Source organism: Micromonospora sp. NPDC004551 (assembly GCF_040609975.1).
Classification (GTDB): domain Bacteria; phylum Actinomycetota; class Actinomycetes; order Mycobacteriales; family Micromonosporaceae; genus Micromonospora.
The window spans coordinates 1-23741 of record NZ_JBEXLM010000056.1; the positions used below are offsets into that span (position 1 = coordinate 1).

Here is a 23741-nt window from a genome sequence, read left to right on the forward strand (position 1 = left end):
CGCTCCCGCCTCGACCGCGGCGAGCACCGCCGGCACGTCCGGATACCCCGGCAGCTCGGCCGTCGCGTCGCCGGTCGCGCCGAGCACCACCCAGCCGGACGTCTGCCGGGCCGCAGGGGCCTCCTCGGCCTGCCAGCGCACCTCGAAGAGGGAACGGGACGCGGCGCCCGGGGCGGGCAGGCCGGCCATCTCGCGCAGGATGAGCGAGTCCACCGACACGACCGGCGCTCCGGACTCGTCGCAGGCGACCAGCCGTACCCCGCCGCCGGCCCGGGTCAGCCGGATCCGGAGCACGGCGGCGCCGGTGGCGTGCACCTGCGCGCCCTCGAAGGCGAACGGCACCCGTGGCCCGGCCGCCTCGTCGGTGAGCAGCAGCCCGATCGGGTGCAGGGCGGCGTCCAGCAGCGCCGGGTGGACGCCGAACCGGGCCGCAGCGCCCGCCGCGTCGTCCGGCAGGGCCACCTCGGCGTACGCCGTGCCGTCGCCGACCCAGGCCCGCCGTAGCCCCTGGAACGTCGGCCCGTAGGTCAGGCCGTGCTCGGCGAGTGCGGCGTACCAGCCGGTCACGTCCACCTCGGACGCGTCGGCCGGCGGCCAGGCACCCACCGTGGGCTCGTCCGGAGAGGACGGTTCGAGGATGCCGTCGGCGTGCCGCACCCAGCCCGCCTCGGGCTCGTCGTCGGGGCGGGAGTGGATGGTGACGGCGCGCCGCGCGGAGGTGCCGGCCGCCTCGACCCGTACCTGGATGCGCAGGCCCCCGGTGCCGGGTACGACGAGCGGCGTGGCGACGGTCAGCTCCCGGAGCCGGGACAGGCCGACCTCGTCGCCGGCCCGGACGGCGAGCTCCACGAGCGCGGTGCCCGGGACCAGCGTCACGCCGGACACCGTGTGGTCCGCCAGCCAGGGGTGTGCGGCCAGGGACAGCCGACCCGTCAACACCACCTCGTCGTCGCCGGCCAGGTCCACGGCCGCGCCGAGCAGCGGGTGCTCGGCGTCGCTCAGCCCGGCCCCGGACACGTCGCCGCGCCGGGGGCGGCCCGGCACCGGCCAGTAGCGCTGGTGCTGGAAGGCGTAGGTGGGCAGGTCGACGCGGGTCGCGCCGGTGTCGGTGAACCACGGCGCCCAGTCGATCGGTAGGCCGTGGACGTGCAGGTCGGCCAGCGCGGCCAGCAGAGCGTGGGCCTCCGGCCGATCCCGGCGCTGGACGGCGACGGCGAGCATGCCCTCGTCGGCGGGCAGGATGTCGGCCGTGAGCGCGGTGAGCACGCTCTGCGGACCGATCTCCAGGAACGTGCCCACCCCGGCGGCCCGCAACGCGGTGACCCCGTCGGCGAACCGCACCGCCTCCCGCACATGCCGCACCCAGTAGTCCGGGGTACGGAGGTCGTCGGGGTCGGCGAGCGCGCCGGTCAGGTTCGACACCACCGGCAACAACGGCGCCGAGAAGGTCAGCCCCTCCAGCACGGTGCGGAACTCGGCCAGCATCGGCTCCATCAACGGACTGTGGAACGCGTGACTCACCGCCAACCGGCGGGTCCGGACGCCACGTGCCGCCCAGGCCCGGTCCACCTCGTCCAAGGCGTCGACCGCCCCCGACACGACCACGGCAGTCGGGCCGTTCACGGCCGCGATCCCGATGCGGTCCGCGCGACCGGCGTAGGCGGGCCCGTCACCGGAGGCCGCAGCTTCGCCGGCAGTCGCGGAGCCATCGGAGGCCGGCCCGTTCAGCATGGCCTGCACCTCCGCTTCGGACGCGTTCACGGCGAGCATCCCGCCGCCGGCGGGCAGGGCCTGCATCAACCGGCCCCGCGCCGCCACGAGAGCGCACGCGTCCGCCAGGGACAGCACCCCGGCGACATACGCCGCCGTGATCTCCCCGACCGAGTGCCCACCCACCAGGTCTGGCACGACCCCGAACGACTCCACGAGACGGAACAGCGCCACCTCGACGGCGAACAGACCCGCCTGGGTGAACACCGTCTGATCCAGGAATGCCGCCTCCGGGGTGTCCGCCTCGGCGAACAGCACCGCCCTCAACGGCTGCGGCAGCAGCGGATCCAGGTGCGTGCACACCTCGTCCAACGCCGCGGCGAACACCGGGAACGTCCCGTACAGCGAATGGCCCATCCCCACGCGCTGCGCGCCCTGACCGGAGAACAGCACCGCGAGCCGGCCGCGTCCGGCGGCGGAACCCGTCACGACCGCACCGGAGGGGTCCCCGCCGGCAAGGGCGGTCAACGCCCCGAGCAGATCGTCCCGACCTGCCGCGATCACCACGGCGCGCTCTTCCAGGGCCGGACGGGTGGTCACCGACGACCAGGCCACATCCACCGGCCGCAGCGCCTCATCACCGGCCAGCCAGCGCGCCCACCGGCCCGCCTGCGCGGCCAACGCGGCATCCGTCCGCGCCGACATCAGCACCGGCACCACCGCCGGCACCCGCCCGACGAGCACACCCTCGACCACGGGCGGCACCGACCGGCCCGCCCCTCGGTCCTCGACCAGAGGCTGCGCGGACCGGGCCGCCATCTGACCCTCGGCCACGGGCAGCGTCGAACGCCTGGCTGCCTGACCCTCGACGGCATCCGCCGGCGGCTGCTCGATGATCACGTGCGCGTTCGTGCCGGAGATGCCGAACGACGAGACGGCCGCGCGGCGGGGCCGGTCCACCGCCGGCCACGGAGTCGCCTCCGTCGCCAGGGCAACCGCCCCGGCCGACCAGTCGACGTGCGGGGACGGCTCGTCCACGTGCAGGCTCGGCGGCACCACACCGTGCCGCATGGCCAGGACCATCTTGATCACACCGGCCACGCCGGCCGCGGCCTGCGTGTGGCCGATGTTCGACTTGATCGAGCCCAGCCACAGCGGCCGGTCCGCGGGCCGGTCCTGCCCGTAGGTGGCCAGCAACGCCTGCGCCTCGATCGGGTCGCCCAGCGTCGTACCCGTGCCGTGGGCCTCGACGGCGTCCACGTCCGCCACGCTCAGGCGGGCGTTCGCGAGGGCCTGCCGGATCACCCGCTGCTGCGACGGACCGTTCGGCGCGGTCAGGCCGTTCGACGCGCCGTCCTGGTTGATCGCCGAACCGCGCACCACGGCGAGGACCCGGTGACCGTCCCGCCGGGCGTCGGACAGCCGCTGCACCAGCAGCACACCCACGCCCTCCGACCAGCCGGTCCCGTCCGCCGACGCCGCGAACGACTTGCACCGCCCGTCGACGGCGAGCCCCCGCTGACGGGAGAACTCGATGAACGTCCCCGGCGTGGCCATCACCGTCACACCACCGGCCAGCGCGAGATCACACTCCCCCGACCGCAACGCCTGCGCGGCCAGGTGCAACGCCACCAGGCTGGAGGAACACGCGGTGTCCACGGTGACCGCCGGGCCTTCAAGACCGAACGTGTACGCCACCCGCCCGGACAGCACGCTGCCCGAGGTCCCCGTGCCGACGTAGCCCTCGGCGCCGGGGGGAAGGTCGGCCAGTTGCGAGGCGTAGTCGTGGTACATGACACCGGCGAAGACACCCGTCCGGGAACCGCGCAGCCGCGCCGGGTCCAGGCCGGCCGACTCGAACGTCTCCCACGACGCTTCCAGCAGCAGCCGCTGCTGCGGGTCCATGGCGACCGCCTCGCGGGGCGAGATCCCGAAGAAGGCGGGGTCGAAGTCGGCCGCCCCGGTCAGGAACCCGCCGTGCCGGGTGTACGAGGTGCCGCTGCGGTCCGGATCCGGATCGAACAGGCCGTCGAGGTCCCAGCCCCGGTCGGCCGGGAACTCCGAGATCCCGTCGCCACCCGCGGCCAGCAGCTCCCACAGCTGGTCGGGGCTCGCCACCCCGCCCGGATACCGGCAGGCCATGCCCACGATCGCGATCGGCTCGTCGGTGTCGACGGCCCGCACCGTCGTCCGCCGGGCGGTGAGCTGTCCGGAAACCTGCTCGTACAGGTGCCCGGCGAGCACGGCAGGGTTCGGATGGTCGAAGACCAGCGTCGAGGGCAGCCGCAGTCCCGTGGCCGCGTTGACCCGGTTGCGCAGGTCCACGGCGGTCAGCGAGTCGAAGCCGAGTTCCCGGAACGCCCGGTCCACCGGCACCGCCTCCGCGCCGCCGTGCCCCAGCACCTGAGCCACCAGGCCCCGGACCAGCAGGTCGATGCGGGTGCGGGCCTCGTCCGGAGCCAGGCCGGCCAGCTGGTTGGCCCAGTCGCCGCCCTGCCCGGCCTGCCGGCGGCCGACCGCCGGGCCCACCAGGGCGCGCAGGACCACCGGCACCTGGCCGCCGGCGCCGAGGCCGGCTCGCATCGCCGGTACGTCGATGACGGCCGGCACCAGCGCCGGCCGGCCCGCGGCCAGTGCGGCGTCGAACAGCTCCAGCCCGACCTCGACGCTCATCGGCGTCAGACCGGCCCGCGCCGACCGCGCCCGGTCCGCCTCCGCCAGCGACGCCGCCATGCCGGCCGTGTCCCACATCCCCCACGCCAGGCTGACCGCCGGCAGGCCCGCCTGCCGCCGGTACGTCGCCAGCGCGTCCAGGTAGGTGTTCGCCGCGGCGTACGCCGACTGGCCCGGGGACCCGAGCAGACCGGCCGCCGACGAGAACACCACGAACAGGTCCAGGGCGCGGTCGAGCGTCGCCTCGTGCAACCACCAGCCGGCGGTCGCCTTCGGCGCCAGCACACCCGCCAACCGCTCCGGGCTGATCGACGAGACCACCCCGTCGTCGAGCACGCCCGCGGTATGCACCACCCCGGCCAGCCGGCCGGGCACACCGGCCACCAGCTCGTACACCTGGTCCCGGTCGGTGACGTCGGCCGCGACCACGGCCACCTGGGCGCCCAGGTCCGACAGCCGCGCCACCAGCGCGTCCGCGCCGGGCGCGGCCGGACCCTGCCGCGACACGAGCAGCAGCGACCGCACCCCGTGCCCGGTGACCAGATGTTCCGCCACCAGCGCGCCCAGCGCGCCCGTGCCACCCGTCACCAGCACGGTGCCCGCACCGACCGCGGGCCGCTCGCCGGCCGGCGGAAGCGACGCGCGGATCAGACGCGGCACGTACACCCGGCCAGCGCGCACCGCCACCTGGCCGCCCGCCGGGTCGGCGGCGACGCGGGTGAGCAGCGCCAGTACCTCGGCGTCCACTTCCCCGTCGAGGTCGGCCAGCACGACCCGGCCCGGGTGCTCGGTCTGCGCCGAGCGCAGCAGCCCCCACACCGCGGCACCGGCCAGGTCGGTCACCCGGTCGCCGTCAACGGCGGCCACGGCGCCCCGGGTCAGGACGACGAGCGTCGTGTCGGCGAGCACGTCGGCCGCCAGCCAGGACTGCACGGCGGTCAGCACGTCGGCGGTGACCACGCGCGCCGCGTCGGGTGCGGGCAGCTCCGCGGCGGCCGGGAGGGGCAGCAGCAGTGCCCGGGGCGCGTCGGCCCGGCCCGCGCGGATCGCCTCGGCGAGCGCCGCCACGGTCGGGAACGTCGGCAGGGCCGGCCGGCCGGTTGCCGGCTCGGCCAGCAGCGCCCAGCCGGACGTCTCGCCGGCCGGGGTGACGGCCTCCGGCTGCCAGGTGAGTTCGAACAGGGACCGGGCGGCGGCGCCGGGGGCGGCCACTCCGGTCAGCTCCCGCAGGGCCAGCGAGTCGACGGACACGACCGGCGCGCCGGACTCGTCCACGGCGACCAGCCGGGCAGCCGTGCCAGCCCGGGTGAGCCGGACCCGCAGGACGCGCGCGCCGGAGGCGTGCACCTGCACGCCCTCGAACGCGAACGGCACCCGCGGGGCGTCCCCGCCGCCGATCAGCAGCCCGACCGGGTGCAGGGCGGCGTCCAGCAGCGCCGGGTGCACCCCGAAGCGGGACGCCTCGTCGGCCGCGCCGTCGGGGAGGGCGATCTCGGCGTACCCCTCGTCGCCGGCGGTCCACAGCCGGCGCAACCCCTGGAACACCGGCCCGTACGACAGCCCGTGCTCCGCCAGCGTCGGGTACCAGGCGGTCAGGTCGACCTCGGCGAGCCCGGCGGGCGGCCAGGCGTCGAGGGTGGGCTCGTCGGTCGACGCGGGCTCCAGCACGCCGTCCGCGTGCGGGGTCCAGTCGGTGTCGCCGTCCGGCTGGGAGTGGATGGCGACGGCCCGGCCGCCCGTCTCGTCGGCGGCGCCGACCCGCACCTGCACCCGTACCCCGCCGGTCTCGGGCAGCACCAGCGGGGCGGCGAGGGTGAGGTCCCGTACCCGGGAGGCGCCGACCTCGTCGCCGGCCCGTACGGCGAGTTCGACGAGGGCGGTGCCGGGGACGAGCACCGAGCCGGCCACGACGTGGTCGGCGAGCCAGGGGTGGGTGGCCAGCGACAGCCGGCCGGTCAGGACGACCAGGTCCGCGCCCGCCACGGTGACGGCCGCGCCGAGCAGCGGGTGGCCGGCGACGCCGAGTCCGGCGCCGGTGACGTCGCCCGCGCGGGCCCGGCCGGCGCCGAGCCAGAAGCGCTCGTGCTGGAACGGGTACGTCGGCAGGTCCACGCGCTGCGGGTCGGTCCCGGCGTACCACTGGGTCCAGGTCACGGGGACGCCGTGGACGTGCAGCTCGGCCAGGGCGTGCAGCAGGGCGGCTCCGGCGGCGCGGTCCCGGCGCTGGACGGCGACCGCGGTGGCGCCGTCGGGCAGCAGGTCGGCGTTGAGGGCGGTGAGGACGCTCTGCGGGCCGATCTCCAGGAAGGTGTCCACACCGGCGGCGCGCAGTGCGGTGACGCCGTCGGCGTAGCGGACGGTGTCCCGGACGTGGCGTACCCAGTAGTCGGCGCGGGTCAGCTCGTGTGGGTCGGCGAGGGCCCCGCTCAGGTTGGACACCACCGGCAGCAGCGGCGCCGAGAAGCTCAACCCCTCCAGCACGGCCCGGAACTCGGCCAGCATCGGTTCCATCAGCGGGCTGTGGAAGGCGTGGCTCACGCTGAGCCGGCGCGTCCGCACGCCCCGGTCCGCCCAGGTGCGGTCCAGCTCGTCGAGGGCGTCGAGGTCGCCGGACAGGACCACCGACGACGGCCCGTTGACCGCCGCGATCCCCACCCGCCCGGGCACGCCGTCCAGGGTGGACAGCACGTCGGCCTCCGGCGCGGCGACCGCGAGCATCCCGCCGCCGGCCGGCAGGGCCTGCATCAACCGGCCCCGTGCCGCCACGAGAGCGCACGCGTCCGCCAGGGACAGCACCCCGGCGACGTGCGCCGCCGTGATCTCCCCGATCGAGTGCCCACCCACGAAGTCCGGCACAACCCCGAACGACTCCACCAGGCGGAACAGCGCCACCTCGACCGCGAACAGACCGGCCTGGGTGAACACCGTCTGATCCAGCAACGCCGCCTCCGGGGTGTCCGCCTCCGCGAACAACACCTCCCGAAGCGGACGCGGCAGCAGCAGATCCAGGTGCCCGCACACCTCGTCCAACGCCGCGGCGAACACCGGGAACATGCCGTACAGCGAGTGGCCCATCCCCGCGCGCTGCGCGCCCTGACCGGAGAACAGCACCGCGAGCCGGCCGGGCGTCGCGCCGCTGCCGGTGATCACCGTTCCGGCCGGCGAGCCGGAGGCGAGGGCGCGCAGCCCAGCCAGCAGTTCGTCGCGGTCGGCGGCGGCGATGACGGCCCGGCGTTCCAGGAGGGCGCGGCCGGTCACGGACGACCAGCCGACGTCGACCGGCTGCGCGGTGTCGTCGGCGGTGAGCCGGCGGGCCCAGCGGTCGGCCAGCGCGGCCAGGGCGGCGTCCGAGCGGGCGGACAGCAGCACGGGCGTGGGCAGGGTCGGCTGGGGCGTCGTGCCCGGGCGGCCTGACTCGGCGGGCGGCTGCTCGATGATGACGTGGGCGTTGGTGCCGCTGACCCCGAACGAGGAGATCGCCGCGCGGCGCGGCCGACCGGTCTCGGGCCAGGGCCGCGCCTCGGTGAGCAGTTCGACGGCCCCGGCCGTCCAGTCGATGTGCGGCGACGGCTCGTCCACGTGCAGCGTCCGGGGCAGCACACCGTGCCGCATGGCCAGGACCATCTTGATGATCCCGGCCGCACCCGCCGCCGCCTGCGTGTGACCCAGGTTCGACTTGATCGAGCCCAGCCACAGGGGCCGGTCGCCGGGCCGGTCCTGTCCGTAGGTGGCCAGCAGGGCCTGCGCCTCGATCGGGTCGCCCAACGTGGTGCCGGTGCCGTGGGCCTCGACGGCGTCCACGTCCGCCACGCTCAGGCGGGCGTTCGCGAGGGCCTGCCGGATCACCCGCTGCTGCGAGGGACCGTTCGGCGCCGTGAGGCCGTTCGAGGCGCCGTCCTGGTTGACGGCGGTGCCCCGCACGACGGCGAGGATGCGCCGGCCGTCCCGCCGGGCGTCGGACAGCCGCTGCACCAGTAGCACGCCCACGCCCTCCGACCAGCCGGTGCCGTCCGCCGACGCGGCGAACGACTTGCACCTGCCGTCGGCGGCCAGCCCGCGCTGGCGGGAGAAGTCGATGAAGGTGCCGGGCGTGGCCATCACGGTCACACCGCCGGCCAGGGCGAGGTCGCACTCCCCCGACCGGAGCGCCTGTACCGCCAGGTGCAGGGCCACCAGGCTGGAGGAACACGCGGTGTCCACGGTGACCGCCGGGCCTTCGAGGCCGAACGTGTACGCCACCCGCCCCGACACCACGCTGCCGGAGTTGCCGGTGCCGATGTAGCCCTCAAGGCCCTCCGGCAGCTCCTGCACCTGGGAGGCGTAGTCGTGGTACATGAGGCCGGCGAACACACCGGTACGGGAGCCGCGCAGCCGCGCCGGGTCCAGGCCGGCGGACTCGAACGTCTCCCACGACGCCTCCAGCAGCAGCCGCTGCTGCGGGTCCATGGCGACGGCCTCCCGGGGCGAGATGCCGAAGAACCCGGGATCGAACCCGGCCGCACCGGCGAGGAAGCCGCCCTGCCGGGCGTACGAGGTGCCGGGGTGGTCGGGGTCGTGGTGGAAGAGGGTGTCAAGGTCCCAGCCCCGGTCGGTGGGGAACTCGCCGATCCCGTCCCCTCCCGCGGCCAGCAGCTCCCACAACTGCTCCGGGCTCTCCACCCCGCCCGGGTACCGGCACGCCATGCCCACGATCGCGATCGGCTCGTCCACCCCCGTGGTCGCCACCGCTCCCTCGCGGCCCGCGACCTCACCGGTCAACTGCTCATGCACGTACGCCGCCAGCACGGCCGGAGTCGGATAGTCGAACACCAACGTCGACGCCAGCCGCAACCCCGTCGCCGCATTCACCCGGTTCCGCAGGTCCACCGCGGTCAACGAGTCGAAACCCAACTCCCGGAACGCCCGGTCCACCGGCACCGCCTCCGCGCCACCGTGCCCCAGCACCTGCGCCACCTGACCCCGGACCAGCAGGTCGACCTGGGCGCGCGCCTCCTCGGGGGTGAGCGCCGCGAGCCGCTGGGCCCAGCCGGCGGCCGCCGCGCCGGCCTGCCGCCGGACGGGCACGGTCCCGACGAGGGCGCGCAGCACCGGCGGCACGCCGGCGCCGCGGGCCGCCGCACGCAGGGCCGGCATGTCGACCACGGCTGGGACGAGGGTGTCGGCGTCGGTGGCGACCGCCGCGTCGAACAGCGCGGCGCCGACCGGGGCGGTGATCAGGCCGAGGCCGGCGCGGGACACCCGGGACCGGTCGGTGTCGCGCAGCGTCGCCGCCATGCCGTCCGTGTCCCACATGCCCCAGGCCAGGGAGTGCGCGGGCAGTCCGCGTTCCCGCCGGTGCGCGGCGAGGGCGTCGAGGAAGCTGTTCGCGGCCGCGTACGCCCCCTGGCCGGGGGAGCCGAGCACCCCGGCGATCGAGGAGAACACGACGAACAGGTCCAGGTCGAGGTCCGCGGTGGCCTCGTGCAGCCACCAACCGGCGTCGACCTTGGGGGCGAGCACCCGGGCCAGCCGGTCGGGGTCGACGCCGGTGACGACGGCGTCGTCGAGGACGCCGGCGGTGTGCACCACCCCGGCGAGCCGTTCGCCGTCGGTGAGCCGCCGCACGAGGTCGCGTACGGCGTCCCGGTCGGTGGCGTCGCAGGCGAGCACCCGCACCCGGGCGCCGAGGGCGGTCAGCTCGGCCGCCAGATCGGCCGCCCCGTCGGCGTCGGGGCCGCGCCGGCTCACCAGGGCCAGCGAGTCCACCCCCCATCCGGTGACCAGGTGCCGGGCGAGCAGGCCACCGAGGGCGCCGGTTCCGCCGGTGATCAGGACGGTGCCGCCGCGGGGACGCGGGGTGGCCGCGGGCGGGGCGTCGGCGCGTACCAGCCGGGGGGTGAGGGCCGCGTCGCCGCGGACCGCGAGCTGCGCCGCGGCCGGGTCGTCGGCGGCGGCCGCGAGCAGCGCGACGGCGGCCGTGTCGAGGTCCCGGTCGAGGTCGGCCAGGAGGATCCGGCCGGGGTGCTCGGACTGCGCGGAGCGCACGAGCCCCCACACGGCCGCGCCGGCCAGGTCGCCGGCCGGGTCGTCGTCGGTGGCCCGCACCGCGTGGCGGGTGACCACCACGAGCCGCGCGTCGGCCGGTTCGTCGGCGGCCAGCCAGTCCTGCACCACGGCGAGCACGCCGGCAGTGGCCGACCGGACCGCGGCCGGCAGCTCCGCCGCCGCCGTCGCGGGCACGGGCAGCAGGACCAGCCGCGGTACGCCGCCTGCAGTGACCAGTTCGGCGATCCCCGGGTAGGCGGGCGTGCCGGTCAGGGCGGGCACCGGCGCGCCGAGCACCGCCGCGGCGGGCGGGTCCACGGGGGTGAGCGGTTCGGGTTGCCAGGCCACCCGGAACAGCGACCGGGCGGCCTGGGTGGCCGCCGGCGGGTCGACGCTGGTCAGGTCGCGCAGCACGAGCGAGTCGATGGACACGACGGGCCGGTCGGTGTGGTCCACGGCGAGCAGCCGCACCGCCGTGCCGGTGCGGGTGAGCCGGACCCGCAGGGTGTCCGCGCCGACGGCGTGGACCTGGACGCCGGTGAAGGCGAACGGCGCCTTCGGCCCGGTGGTCCCGTCGCCGGGCAGCAGGCCGGTCGGGTGCAGCGCGGCGTCGAGCAGGGCGGGGTGCAGCCCGAACCCGGTCGCCGCGTCGGTGCCGGCCGCCGGCAGGGTCACCTCGGCGTAGACCGTGTCGTCGCCGTCGGTCCAGGCCCGCCGCAGGCCCTGGAACACCGGCCCGTAGGTCATGCCGTGGCCGGCGAGGGCGTCGTACCAGCCGGTGAGGTCGGCTTCGACGGCGCGGGCCGGTGGCCACGCGCCGAGGCCGGCGTCGTCGGCCGGGTCGGCGGCGGTGAGCACGCCCTCGGCGTGCCGCAGCCAGTCGCCGTCCGGGTCGTCGTCGGGCTGGGCATGCACGGCGACGGGACGCCAGCCGGCCTCGTCGCGCGGGCCGACGCGGACCTGCACCCGCACGGCGCCGTGCGCGGGGAGCACCAGCGGCGCGGCGATGGTCAGCTCGCCCACCCGGCAGGGGCCGAACTCCTCGCCGGCCCGGAGCACCAGTTCCACGAGCGCGGTGCCGGGGACGATGACCTGGCCGGCAACCACGTGATCGGCGAGCCACGGCTGGGCCGACAGCGACAGCCGGCCGGTCAGCACGGCGGCGTCCTCGCCGGCCAGCCGGACGGCGGCGGCCAGCAGCGGGTGGCCGGCCGCGCCGAGGCCGGCGCGGGAGACGTCGGAGGTCCGTCCGGCGGGGCGGAGCCAGAACCGGTCCCCCGCGAATGCGTAGGTGGGCAGGTCCACCCGGGTGGCGGCGGCGCCCGCGAAGAGCGGGGCCCAGTCGACGGCGACACCGGCGGTGCAGAGTTCCGCCAGGCCGGTGAGCAGGGCGCGCGGCTCGGGACGGTCCCGGCGCTGGGTCGCGACGGCGTGCACGTCCCCGGTCAGCGTCTCGCGGATCAGCGCGGTGAGGACGCCCTGCGGGCCGATCTCCAGGAACGTGTCGACTCCGGCGTCCCGGAGTGCGGTGATCGCGTCGGCGAAGCGGACCGCCTCGCGGACGTGCCGCACCCAGTAGTCGACGTGGGTCAGCTCGTGCGGGTCGGCCGGCGCACCGGCCACGTTGGACACCACGGGCAGCAGCGGCGCGCGGAAGGTCAACCCCTCCAGCACGGTGCGGAACTCGGCCAGCATCGGCTCCATCAGCGGGCTGTGGAACGCGTGGCTCACCGCCAGCCGGCGGGTGCGGACACCCCGCTCCCGCCAGGTGCGGTCCAGCTCGTCCAGCGCGTCCAGGTCGCCGGAGACCACGACGGCGTGCGGACCGTTGACGGCCGCGATGCCCAGCCGGTCGGTGAGCCCGTCCAGCATCGGCAGGACGTCCGCCTCGGGCGCTGCGACCGCGAGCATCCCGCCGCCGGCCGGCAGGGCCTGCATCAACCGGCCCCGCGCCGCCACGAGAGCGCACGCGTCCTCCAGGGTCAACACTCCGGCGACGTGGGCGGCGGTGATCTCCCCGATCGAGTGCCCGCCCACGTGATCCGGCACGACCCCGAACGACTCCACGAGACGGAACAGCGCCACCTCGACCGCGAACAGACCCGCCTGGGTGAACACCGTCTGATCCAGCAACGCCGCCTCCGGCGTCCCCGCCTCGGCGAACAGCACCGCCCTCAACGGACGCGGCAGCAGCGGATCCAGATGCCCGCACACCTCGTCCAGCGCCGCGGCGAACACCGGGAACGCCGCGTACAGCGAATGGCCCATCCCCGCGCGCTGCGCGCCCTGACCGGAGAACAGGATCGCGAGCGGGCCGCGTTCGGTGGCGCGGCCGGTGACCACGGCGTCGGTGGGCTCGCCGGCGGCGAGGGCGCGCAGCCCGGCGGCCAGTTCATCGTGGTCGGCGGCGAGCAGGAGCGCCCGGTGTTCCAGCGCCGTACGGGCGGTCAGCGACGTCCAGCCGACGTCGGCGAGCCGGGGACGGTCGGGTGCGGCGAACCGGTCGGCCCAGCGGCGGGCCTGCCGGGCCAGCCCGCCGTCGCCGCGGGCGGAGACCAGCACCGGCACGAGCGGCGGCGCGGGCGGCTCGACCGCCTCGCCGTCGAGCACGGCGGCCGGCGGCTGCTCGATGATGATGTGCGCGTTGGTGCCGCTGACCCCGAACGAGGAGACCGCCGCCCGGCGCGGCCGGCCCGTCTCCGGCCAGGGCCGCGCCTCGGTGAGCAGTTCGACGGCGCCGGCCGACCAGTCGACGTGCGGGGTGGGCTCGTCGACGTGCAGGGTGCGGGGCAGGACGCCGTGGCGCAGCGCCTGCACCATCTTGATCACCCCGGCCACGCCGGCGGCGGCCTGGCTGTGGCCGATGTTCGACTTGATCGACCCGAGCCACAGCGGCCGGTCGGCGGGCCGGTCCTGCCCGTAGGTGGCCAGGAGCGCCTGCGCCTCGATGGGGTCGCCCAGGGTGGTGGCGGTGCCGTGCGCCTCCACGGTGTCCACGTCCGCCGTGGTGAGGCCGGCGTTGGTGAGCGCCTGCCGGATGACCCGCTGCTGGGCGGGGCCGTTCGGGGCGGTCAGGCCGTTCGACGCGCCGTCCTGGTTGACCGCCGAGCCGCGGATCACGGCGAGGACACGGTGGCCGTTGCGGCGGGCGTCGGAGAGCCGCTCCACGAGCAGCACACCCACGCCCTCCGACCAGCCGGTGCCGTCGGCGGAGGCGGCGAACGACCGGCACCGGCCGTCGACGGCGAGGCCGCCCTGGCGGGTGAACTCGATGAACGCGCCCGGGGTGACCAGAACGTTCACGCCACCGGCGACGGCCAGGTCGCACTCGCCCTGACGCAGCGACTGCACGGCCAGGTGCAGCGCGACCAGCGACGAGGAGCAGGCGGTGTCCACGGTGACGGCCGGCCCCTCCAGGCCGAACGTGTAGGCGACGCGGCCGGAGATGACGCTGTGCGCGCCGCCGGTGAGCCGGTAGCCGTCCAGGTCGCGCGTCTCGTCGCCCGTGCCGTAGCCGGACGGGGACGCGCCGACGAACACGCCGGTCGACGTGCCGTGCAGCGTGTCGGGCGCGACGGCGGCCTGCTCGAACGCCTCCCAGGTGGCCTCGAGCAGCAGCCGCTGCTGCGGGTCCATGGCCAGGGCCTCGCGGGGCGAGATGCCGAAGAACTCCGGGTCGAACTCGGTGGCCCGGTCGATGAACCCGCCGTGGCGGGTGTAGGAACGGCCCGCGGCCTCGGGGTCGGCGGCGAAGAGCCGGTCGAGGTCCCAGTCCCGGTCGGTGCGGAACTCGGTGATGCCGTCCCGGCCCTCCGCGACCAGGTCCCACAGCCCGTCGGGGTCGCTGACCCCGCCCGGGTAACGGCAGCTCATCCCCACGATCGCGATCGGCTCGTCGGCCGCAACGGCGGCGGTCGGCGCCTCGGCCGGTGCGGCGCCGGCCTCCGGCAGCCGCAGCAGGGACGCCAGGTGTCCGGCGAGGACCGCCGGACTGGGGTAGTCGAAGATGACGGTGGTGGGCAGTGCCAGCCCGGTCGCGGCGGTGAGCTGGTTGCGCAGCTCGACGGCGGTGAGCGAGTCGAAGCCCAGCTCCTTGAACGCCCGCCTGGGCCGGACCGCGTCGCTGCCGGCGTGGCCGAGCACGGCGGCGGCGTGACCGCGGACCAGGTCGGTGAGGTGCCGGTCCCGGTCGGCGCGCGAAAGCGCGAGCAGCTGCTGGCGCAGCACGGCGGCCTGGTCGCCGACCCGGTCGGCCGGACGGTCGGCAAGCGCCTCGCGGGCCTCCGCGATGTCGTCGAGCAGCGGCCGGGGCCGTGCCGAGGCGTACGCGGGGGCGAAGTGCTCCCAGCTGACGTCGGCAACGGTCAGGCAGGTCTCGCCGTGCTCGACGGCCCGGCGCAGGGCGAGCAGCGCCGCGGCCGGCTGCATCGGGTTGAGGCCGCGCCGGCTGAGCAGCCGCTGCGCCTCCTCGGTGGTGGCCATGCCGCCCTCGGCCCAGGCGCCCCACGAGATGGAGGTGGCGGCGAGCCCCCGTGCGCGGCGCTGCTCGGCGAGCGCGTCGAGGTACGCGTTCGCGGCCGCGTACACGCCCTGCCCGCCGCTGCCCCACACCCCGGAGATCGAGGAGAACAGGACGAACGCGTCGAGGTCCCGGTCGCCCAGCAGCTCGTCGAGGTGACCGGCGCCGGCGGCCTTGCCGACCATGACGTGGTCGAACACGTCGAGATCCGTGTCGACCAGCGGGGTGAGCTGGGTGATGCCGGCGGCGTGCAGCACCGCGGTCAGCGGTACCACCTCATCCAGGCCGGCGACCAGCGCGGCGACCTGGTCGCGGTCGGCCAGGTCGCAGGCCACCACGCTGACCCGGACGCCGCCGGCGGTCAGCTCGTCGACCAGCTCGCGGGCGCCGGCGGCGTCGAGGCCGCGGCGGCTGGTGAGCACCAGGTGCTCGGCGCCGTTGTCGGCGAGCCAGCGGGCGGCCTGCGCGCCGATCGCGCCCGTGCCGCCGGTGACCAGCACCGTGCCGCGCGGCTGCCACGACGTGAGCTGGCCGGAGGTGCGGGCGGTGGTGCGGGCCAGCCGCCGGACGAAGGTGCCGAACGGGCGGACGGCGAACTGGTCCTCGTCGCCGCCCGCGGTGAGGATCCGGGCGACCTCCGCCCAGGTCGCGGCGTCGGGTTCGGCGGGCAGGTCGACCATGCCGCCCCACTGCCCCGGGTGCTCCAGGCCGATGACCCGGGCCAGACCCCACAGCGCGTGCTGCGCGGCGCTGGCCACCGGCTCCGCCGGGCCGGTGCCGACCCCACCCCGGGTGACGCACCACAGCGGCGCGGGAACGTCAGCGTCCCGCAGGGCCTGCACCAGGCGGGTGGTGGCGACCAGCCCGGTCGGGATACCGGGGCGACCGGGGTACGGCGCGTCCGCCAGGCCGAGCAGCGACACCACCCCGGCCAGGCCCGTCTCCCGGTGCCCGGCCAGTTGCCCGGCCAGCTCCTCGCGGGTGACCCGGGACGGGTCCACGGGCAGGGCCCGCACCGCGGCCCCGTCGGGCAGGGCGGCGGCGAGCAGGTCCAGCCAGGCGTCCACGCCCGGGTCGTCGACCGGCCGCACCACCAGCAGGTCACCCGGGACGGGTGCGCCGGCGGCCGGGGACGCCGGCTTCCACACCACCCGGTACGACCAGCCGTCCAGCACCGCCCGCTGCAACCGGGCGCGGCGCCAGGACGACAGCAGGGGCAGCGCGGGGGCGAGCACGTCCAGGTCGGCCGGGCCGCCGTCGAGCTGGGCGGCCAGCGCCGCCACATCGGAGCGTTCCACGGCCGACCAGAACTCGACGTCGACGACGTCGGGGCTGACGGGACCGGCGGCGGCCGGCGTGAGCCGCTCCGGCCAGAAGCGCTGCCGCTGGAAGGCGTACGTGGGCAGGTCGGTGAGGACCGGCGCCGGGGCGAGGAACCGGAGGGGCTCCACCGGCAGCCCGTTGGCGTGGGCGAGGGCGAAGCTGGTCAGCAGGCGGACGCGGGCGTCCTCGCCGCGGCGCAGGGTGGCCAGCGCCCGGCCGGTGGTGCCGGTGTCGTCCAGGATCGCGGTCAGCGACATGGTCAGCACCGGGTGCGGTGAGACCTCGACGAAGTCCGTGTGGCCGGCCTCGATCGCGGTCCGCACGGCGCTGTCGAACAGCACCGGCAGGCGCAGGTTGTCGGCCCAGTAGTCCGCGTCCATGCGGGTGCCGTCGAGCCAGGCCCCGGTCACCGTGGAGATGATCCGGACGTCGCCGTCGCGCGGGGTGAGGCCGGCCAGTTCGGCCCGTACCCGGTCGGCGACCGGCTGCACGGCCGGGGAGTGCGAGGCGTAGTCGACCGCCACGAGCCGGGCCCGCACGCCGTCGGCGGTGCAGGCCGCCACAAGGTCGGCGACGGCCTGCGGCGGCCCGGCGACCGCCGTGGTGGCGGGGCCGTTGACGACGGAGACGGTCACTCCCTCGGGGAGGCGTGCCGCCAGCTCGCCGGCCGGCAGGTCGATGGCGGCCATCGCCCCGGTGCCGGCGATGGTGGCCAGGGCCCGCAGCCGCAGCGCCAGGACCCTGACGGCGTCGGCCAGCGACAGCGTCCCGGCCACGTGGGCGGCCACGATCTCGCCCTGGGAGTGGCCGATCACGGCGCGGGGGGTCATCCCGGCGTGCCGCCACAGCCGGGCCAGGCCCACGCCGACGGCGAACAGGGCCGGCTGGGCCAGCTCGGAGCGGGCCAGCCAGGAGTCGTCGGTGTCGGTGAGCACGGCGACCACGTCGATGTCGAGCCAGCGGTCGAACTCGGCCTGGCACTCGGCGAGGGCCTCGTCGAAGACCGGGCAGGCGCCGATCAGCCCGGCCGCCATGGCCATGTGCTGCGCGCCCTGGCCCGGGAAGACCCAGACGGGTCCCTCGCCCGGTTCACCGGCCACGCCCGCGACGACGGTGCCGGCGGGGGTGCCGGCGGCGACGGCGTCCAGTCCGGCGAGGAGCTGCGCCGGGTCGGCGGCCACCACGGCGGCCCGGTGCTCGAACACCGACCGGGTGCCGGCCAGCGACCAGGCCAGCCGGGCCGGGTCGAGGTCGTCGCGGGCGCGGACGTACCGGGCGAGCCGGGCGGCCTGCTCGCGCAGGGCGTCGGCGGAGCGCGCCGACAGCGGCCAGACGGTGACCGGGGTGGCGAGCAGGGCGGACGGTTCGGCGGCGGGCGCCGGGGCGGGTGCGGGCGCGACCTGTTCCAGGATGACGTGGGCGTTGGTGCCGCTGATGCCGAACGACGACACGGCGGCCCGGCGCGGCCGGTCCAGCTCCGGCCAGGGCCGGGCCGTGGTGAGCAGGGAGACGGCGCCGGCCGACCAGTCGATGTGCGGGGACGGCTCGTCGACGTGCAGGGTGGCCGGCAGGAGGCCGTGCCGCAGGGCCATCACCATCTTGATGACGCCCGCGACGCCGGCGGCGGACTGGCTGTGGCCCAGGTTCGACTTGATCGAGCCCAGCCACAGTGGGTCGCCCCCGTCGCGGTCCTGGCCGTACGTGGCGAGCAGGGCCTGCGCCTCGATCGGGTCGCCCAGGGTGGTGCCGGTGCCGTGCGCCTCGACGACGTCCACGTCGGCGGTGCCCAGGCCCGCGTTGCTCAGCGCCTGCCGGATCACCCGCTGCTGCGACGGGCCGTTCGGCGCGGTGAGACCGTTGGACGCCCCGTCCTGGTTGATCGCGCTGCCCCGGAGCACGGCGAGGATCGGGTGGCCGTTGCGCTGGGCGTCGGAGAGCCGCTCGACCAGCAGCAGCCCGGCGCCCTCCGCCCAGCCGGTGCCGTCGGCGGCGGCGGCGAACGACTTGCACCGCCCGTCGGAGGCGAGCCCGCGCTGGCGGGAGAAGCCGACGAACGCGCTGGGGCTGGCCATCACGGTCACGCCGCCGGCCAGGGCCAGGTCGAACTCGCCGGCCCGCAGCGCCTGGGCGGCCAGGTGCAGGGCGACCAACGACGACGAGCAGGCGGTGTCCACGGTGACCGCCGGCCCCTCCAGCCCCAGCAGGTACGCGATCCGCCCGGAGACCACACTGGTGACGGTGCCGGTCAGCAGGTAGCCCTCGTCGGCGCCCTCCGCGCCGCCGTCCTGCCCGACGCCGTAGCCGTTGGCGGCGGTGCCGACGAAGACGCCGACCTTCTGCCCGCGTACCGACGACGGGGCGATGCCGGCGCTCTCGAACGCCTCCCACGAGGTTTCCAGCAGCAGCCGCTGCTGGGGGTCCATGGCGAGCGCCTCACGGGGCGAGATGCCGAAGAAGTCGGCGTCGAACTCCGCCGCGTCGTAGAGGAAGCCGCCCTGCCGGGTGGTCGACGTCCCGGTCCGGCCGGTCTCCGGGTCGTACAGGGCGTCCAGGTCCCAGCCCCGGTCGGCGGGGAAGCCGCCGATCGCGTCCCCGCCGGTGGCCACCAGCTCCCACAGCTGCTCCGGTGTGGACACCCCGCCGGGGTAGCGGCAGGACATCGCGACGATGGCGATCGGCTCCCGGGCCGCCGCGGTCAACTGCTGGTTGAGCTGCTTGAGCCGGCTGGTCTCCTTGAGGGAAGCCCGCAGCGCCTCGACGACCTTATCTGCACTCGTGGACATCATGTACTCCGTACGTGGGACAAGGGTCAGGACCCGGAGCCGTCGAGGGCCAGCCTGATGAGGGTGTCGGTGTCCATCTCGTCGAGGTCGACGTCCGCGCCGCCCGGGGTGGGGGCGCCGTCGTCGCCGCCGGCGAGCGTGAGCAGCAGGTCCAGCAGCCCCGCTTCGCGGATACGGGCCAGCGGGATGGTGGCCAGGGCCTGGCGGACCGCCACCTCGGCGGGGTCGGCCGCCGCGTCGCCGTCCGCCGTCGGCACCAGCGTGGCGCGCAGGTGCCCGGCGACGGCGGCCGGGTCGGGGTGGTCGAACACGAGAGTCGTGGGCAGGGACAGGCCGGTGACCCGGTTGAGCCGGTTGCGCAGCTCCACCGCGGTGAGCGAGTCGAAACCGAGTTCCTTGAACGCCCGCCGGGGCTTGACCCGCTCGGGTCCGGCATGACCGAGCACGGCGGCCGCCTCGGCGCGGACCAGGTCGGTGAGGTGGCGGTCCTGTTCCTCGCGGGGCAGGGCGAGCAGCCGCTCGCGCAGCGCCGCGCCGCCGTCGGCGGGGGCGTCGCCGGCGGGCAGCGCGGCCGCCCGGGCCTCGGGCAGGTCGGCCAGCAGCGGCCGCGGCCGGGTCGAGGCGTACGCGGGCGCGAACGTCGCCCAGTCCACGTCGGCCACGGTGAGGCCGGCGCCGCCACGGCCGACCGCGACCCGCAGCGCGTGCAGGGCGTCGGCCGGGGACATCGCCCGCAGGCCGCGCCGGGCCAGTTCCCGCCGCGCCTCGTCGGTCGCCATGCCGCCGTCGGCCCAGGGGCCCCACGCCACCGAGGTGGCGGCGAGGCCGCGGTCCCGCCGCCGGGCCGCGAGCGCGTCGAGGTACGCGTTGCCGGCCGCGTAGCCGGCCTGCCCGCCGCTGCCCCACACCCCGGCGATCGAGGCGAACAGCACGAACGCGTCGAGCGGACGGTCGCCGAGCAGCTCGTCGAGGTGCACCGCCCCGGCGACCTTGCCGGCCAGCACGCCGGCCAGCCGGTCGAGTCCGGTGTCGAGCAGCGGCGCCACGTCGTTCAGGCCGGCGGCGTGCACCACGGCGGTCAGCGGCGCCGGGTCGTCGTCGAGCCGGGCGAGCAGCGCGGCGACCGCGTCCCGGTCGGCCACGTCGCAGGCGGCCAGGGTGACCCGTACGCCGAGGGCCGCCAGCTCGTCGCGCAGCTGCGCGGCGCCCGGTGCGGCGTCGCCGCGCCGGCTGGTGAGCACGAGGTGCGCGGCGCCGTTGCCGGCCGCCCAGCGGGCCACGTGGGCGCCGAGCGCTCCGGTGCCGCCGGTGACCAGCACGGTGCCGGCGGGGCGCCACCGCTCGGCGGCCGCCGGGTCGGCGGGGGCGGCCCGGACGAGCCGGCGCGCATACAGGCCGGTGGGCCGCAGGGCGAGCTGGTCCTCGTCGCCGGTGGCGGTGAGCGCCGCCACCAGCACGGCCGGGTCGACGTCCTGGTCGGGCAGGTCGAGCAGGCCGACCCGGAGCTGCGGCAGTTCGAGCCCGGCCACCCGGCCGAGGCCCCACAGGGCGCCCTGGGCGGCGCTGCGGACCGGGTCACCGGCGGCGGTGGACACCGCGCCCCGGGTCACGCACCAGAGCGGGGCGGTGCCGCCGGCGTCGTGCAACGCCTGGACCAGCAGCAGGGTGGCCGCCGTGCCGGTGGGCAGGGCGGCGTGCCCGGGGTGCGGCCCGTCGTGCAGGCCGAGCAGGGAGACGATCCCCTCGACCGGCCCGTCGGCGAGCGCCTTGCCCAGCCCGGCGGCGAGGTCGACGCGGGTGGCGGCGGCCGGGTCGACGCTCACCCGCCGCACCTCCGCGCCGGCCGCCGCGAGCGCGCCGGCGATCCGGTCGGCGGCCGGCTCGCCGTCGGGAGCGACCAGCAGCCAGTCGCCGGCCGCGGCCGGGCCGGCCGGGTCGATCCGCCGCCAGGTCACCTGGTACGCCCAGCCGTCGACGGTGGTCTGCCGGGTGCGGCCGCGGTGCCAGGTGGTGAGCGCGGGCAGGGCCGGTGTGAGCTGGTCGAGGGCGTCGTGACCGAGGCGGGTGGCGAGGGCGGTCAGGTCGCCGCTCTCCACGGCCGCCCAGAACTCGGCGTCCGCGGCGCCGGCGTGCCGCCGGGCCGGGGTGTCGGGCCAGTAGCGCTGGTGCTGGAAGGCGTAGGTGGGCAGGTCGACGCGGCGGGCGCCGGTGCCGGCGAACCAGGGGTCCCACGTGACCGGGACGCCGTGGACGTGCAGGTCGGCCAGGGCGGCGAGCACTGCCTGGGTCTCGGGCCGGTCCCTGCGCCCGACGGCGATCGCCCGGACGTCCGCGCCCTCGGGCAGGGCGTCGGCGGTCAGCGCGGTGAGAACGCTCTGCGGGCCGACCTCCAGGACGGTGCCCACACCGGCCCGGTGCAGGGCGGCGACCCCGTCGGCGAAGCGGACGGCCTCGCGAACGTGCCGGACCCAGTAGTCGGGGGTGCGCAGGTCGTCGCCCTCGGCGAGCGCGCCGGTCAGGTTGGACACGACCGGCAGGAGCGGCGCGGCGAAGGTCAGCCCGTCGAGGACGCTACGGAACTGCGCGAGCATCGGCTCCATGAGCGGGCTGTGGAACGCGTGGCTGACGGTCAGGCGCCGGGTCCGCGCACCGCGCTCCCGCCAGAGGTGCTCCAGCTCGTCGAGGGCGTCGACCGCCCCGGACACGACCACGGCCGACGGGCCGTTGACGGCGGCGAGGCCCACCCGGCCGGTGAGCCCGTCGAGGGAGGCCAGCACCTTCTCCTCCGACGCGTGCACGGCGAGCATTCCGCCGCCGGAGGGCAGCGCCTGCATCAGCCGGCCCCGCGCCGCCACGAGCCGGCACGCGTCGGCCAGGGAGAGCACCCCGGCCACGTGCGCGGCGGTGATCTCCCCGATCGAGTGCCCGCCCACCAGGTCCGGCACGATCCCGAAGGACTCGACCAGCCGGAACAGCGCCACCTCGACGGCGAACAACCCGGCCTGGGTGAACTCCGTCTGGTCCAGCAGTTCCGCCTCGACGGTGCCCGCCTCGGCGAACAGCACCTCGCGCAGCGGCCGGGACAGCAGCGGGTCCACCTGCCCGCACACCTCGTCCAGCGCCGTCGCGAACACCGGGAACGCCGCCGACAGCTCCCGGCCCATGCCGGCGCGCTGGGCGCCCTGGCCGGAGAACAGCACCGCCAGCGGGCCGCGCCGTTCGGCGGCGCCGCTCACGAGCGCGCCGGAGGACGTGCCGGCGGCCAGCGCGCGCAGCCCGGCGAGAAGCTCGTCCCGGTCGGTGGCGGCCACCACGGCCCGCTGGTCCAGGGCCGGGCGGGCCGTCACCGACGACCACCCGACGTCCACCGGGCGCAGCGCCTCGTTCCCGGCCAGCCAGCCCGCCCAGCGGGACGCCTGACCGGACAGGGCTTCCGCGGAGCGGGCCGAGAGCAGCACCGGCACCGCCGGCCGCGGGGCGTCGGCCACGGTGGCCGGCCCGGCGTCGGTGGCCGGCGGCTGTTCGAGGATCACGTGCGCGTTGGTCCCGGAGATCCCGAAGGACGACACGGCGGCCCGGCGCGGCCGGTCCAGTTCGGGCCACGCCGTCGGCGCGGTGGCGAGCGTGACGGCGCCGGCGGTCCAGTCGATGTGCGGGGACGGCTCGTCCACGTGCAGCGTCGGGGGGACGAGGCCGTGCCGCATGGCCAGCACCATCTTGATGACCCCGGCGACACCGGCCGCGGCCTGGGTGTGGCCCAGGTTCGACTTGATCGACCCGAGCAGCAGCGGCGCGCCGTTCCCCCGGTCCTGCCCGTAGGTGGCGAGAAGGGCCTGGGCCTCGATGGGGTCGCCGAGGGTGGTGCCGGTGCCGTGCGCTTCGACGGCGTCGACGTCGGCGGGGGTCAGCCGGGCGTTGGTCAGGGCCTGGCGGATGACCCGCTGCTGCGAGGGTCCGTTCGGGGCGGTGAGCCCGTTGGACGCGCCGTCCTGGTTGACGGCGGTGCCCCGGACCACGGCGAGGACGCGGTGGCCGTGCCGGCGGGCGTCGGACAGCCGCTCGATCAGCAGCATGCCGACACCCTCGGACCAGCCGGTGCCGTCCGCCGACGCGGCGAACGACTTGCACCGCCCGTCGGGGGCCAGCCCGCGCTGGCGGGAGAAGCCGACGAACGCGCTCGGCGTGGCCATCACGGTGACCCCGCCGGCCAGGGCCAGCTCGCACTCCCCCGCCCGCAGCGCCTGCGCGGCGAGGTGCAGCGCGACGAGCGACGAGGAGCAGGCGGTGTCCACGGTGACGGCCGGCCCTTCCAGGCCGAAGACGTACGCGACCCGGCCGGAGGCGACGCTGCCGGCGGTGCCGTTGACCAGGTAACCCTCCAGCTCCTCGGACGTCTCGAGCCGGCCCGCGTAGTCGTGGTGGATCAGGCCGGCGAAGACGCCCGTGGTGACCGCGGGGTTGCGCGGATCGAGACCGGCGGACTCGAACGCCTCCCACGAGGTCTCCAGCAGCAACCGCTGCTGCGGATCCATGGCCAGCGCCTCACGCGGGCTGATACCGAAGAACGCCGGGTCGAACTCGGCCGCGTCATACAGGAAACCACCGTGCCGGGTGGTGGACGTCCCCGCCCGATCGGCGTCCGGGTCGTACAGGGCATCCAGGTCCCAACCCCGGTCGGCCGGGAACGCCCCGATCGCGTCCCCACCCGA

2 protein-coding genes are annotated in these 23741 nt (G+C 76.5%); both read right to left on the reverse strand.

What is annotated here, in order from left to right; genetic code table 11:
* A partial coding sequence (locus ABZW14_RS33520; RefSeq protein WP_355355025.1) for a type I polyketide synthase occupies positions 1-19032 on the reverse strand: 19032 nt, incomplete at its 3' end.
* Between the two features lie 26 nt (positions 19033-19058).
* Positions 19059-23741: type I polyketide synthase (locus tag ABZW14_RS33525; RefSeq protein WP_355355028.1), on the reverse strand; the 4683-nt coding region annotated here is incomplete at its 5' end.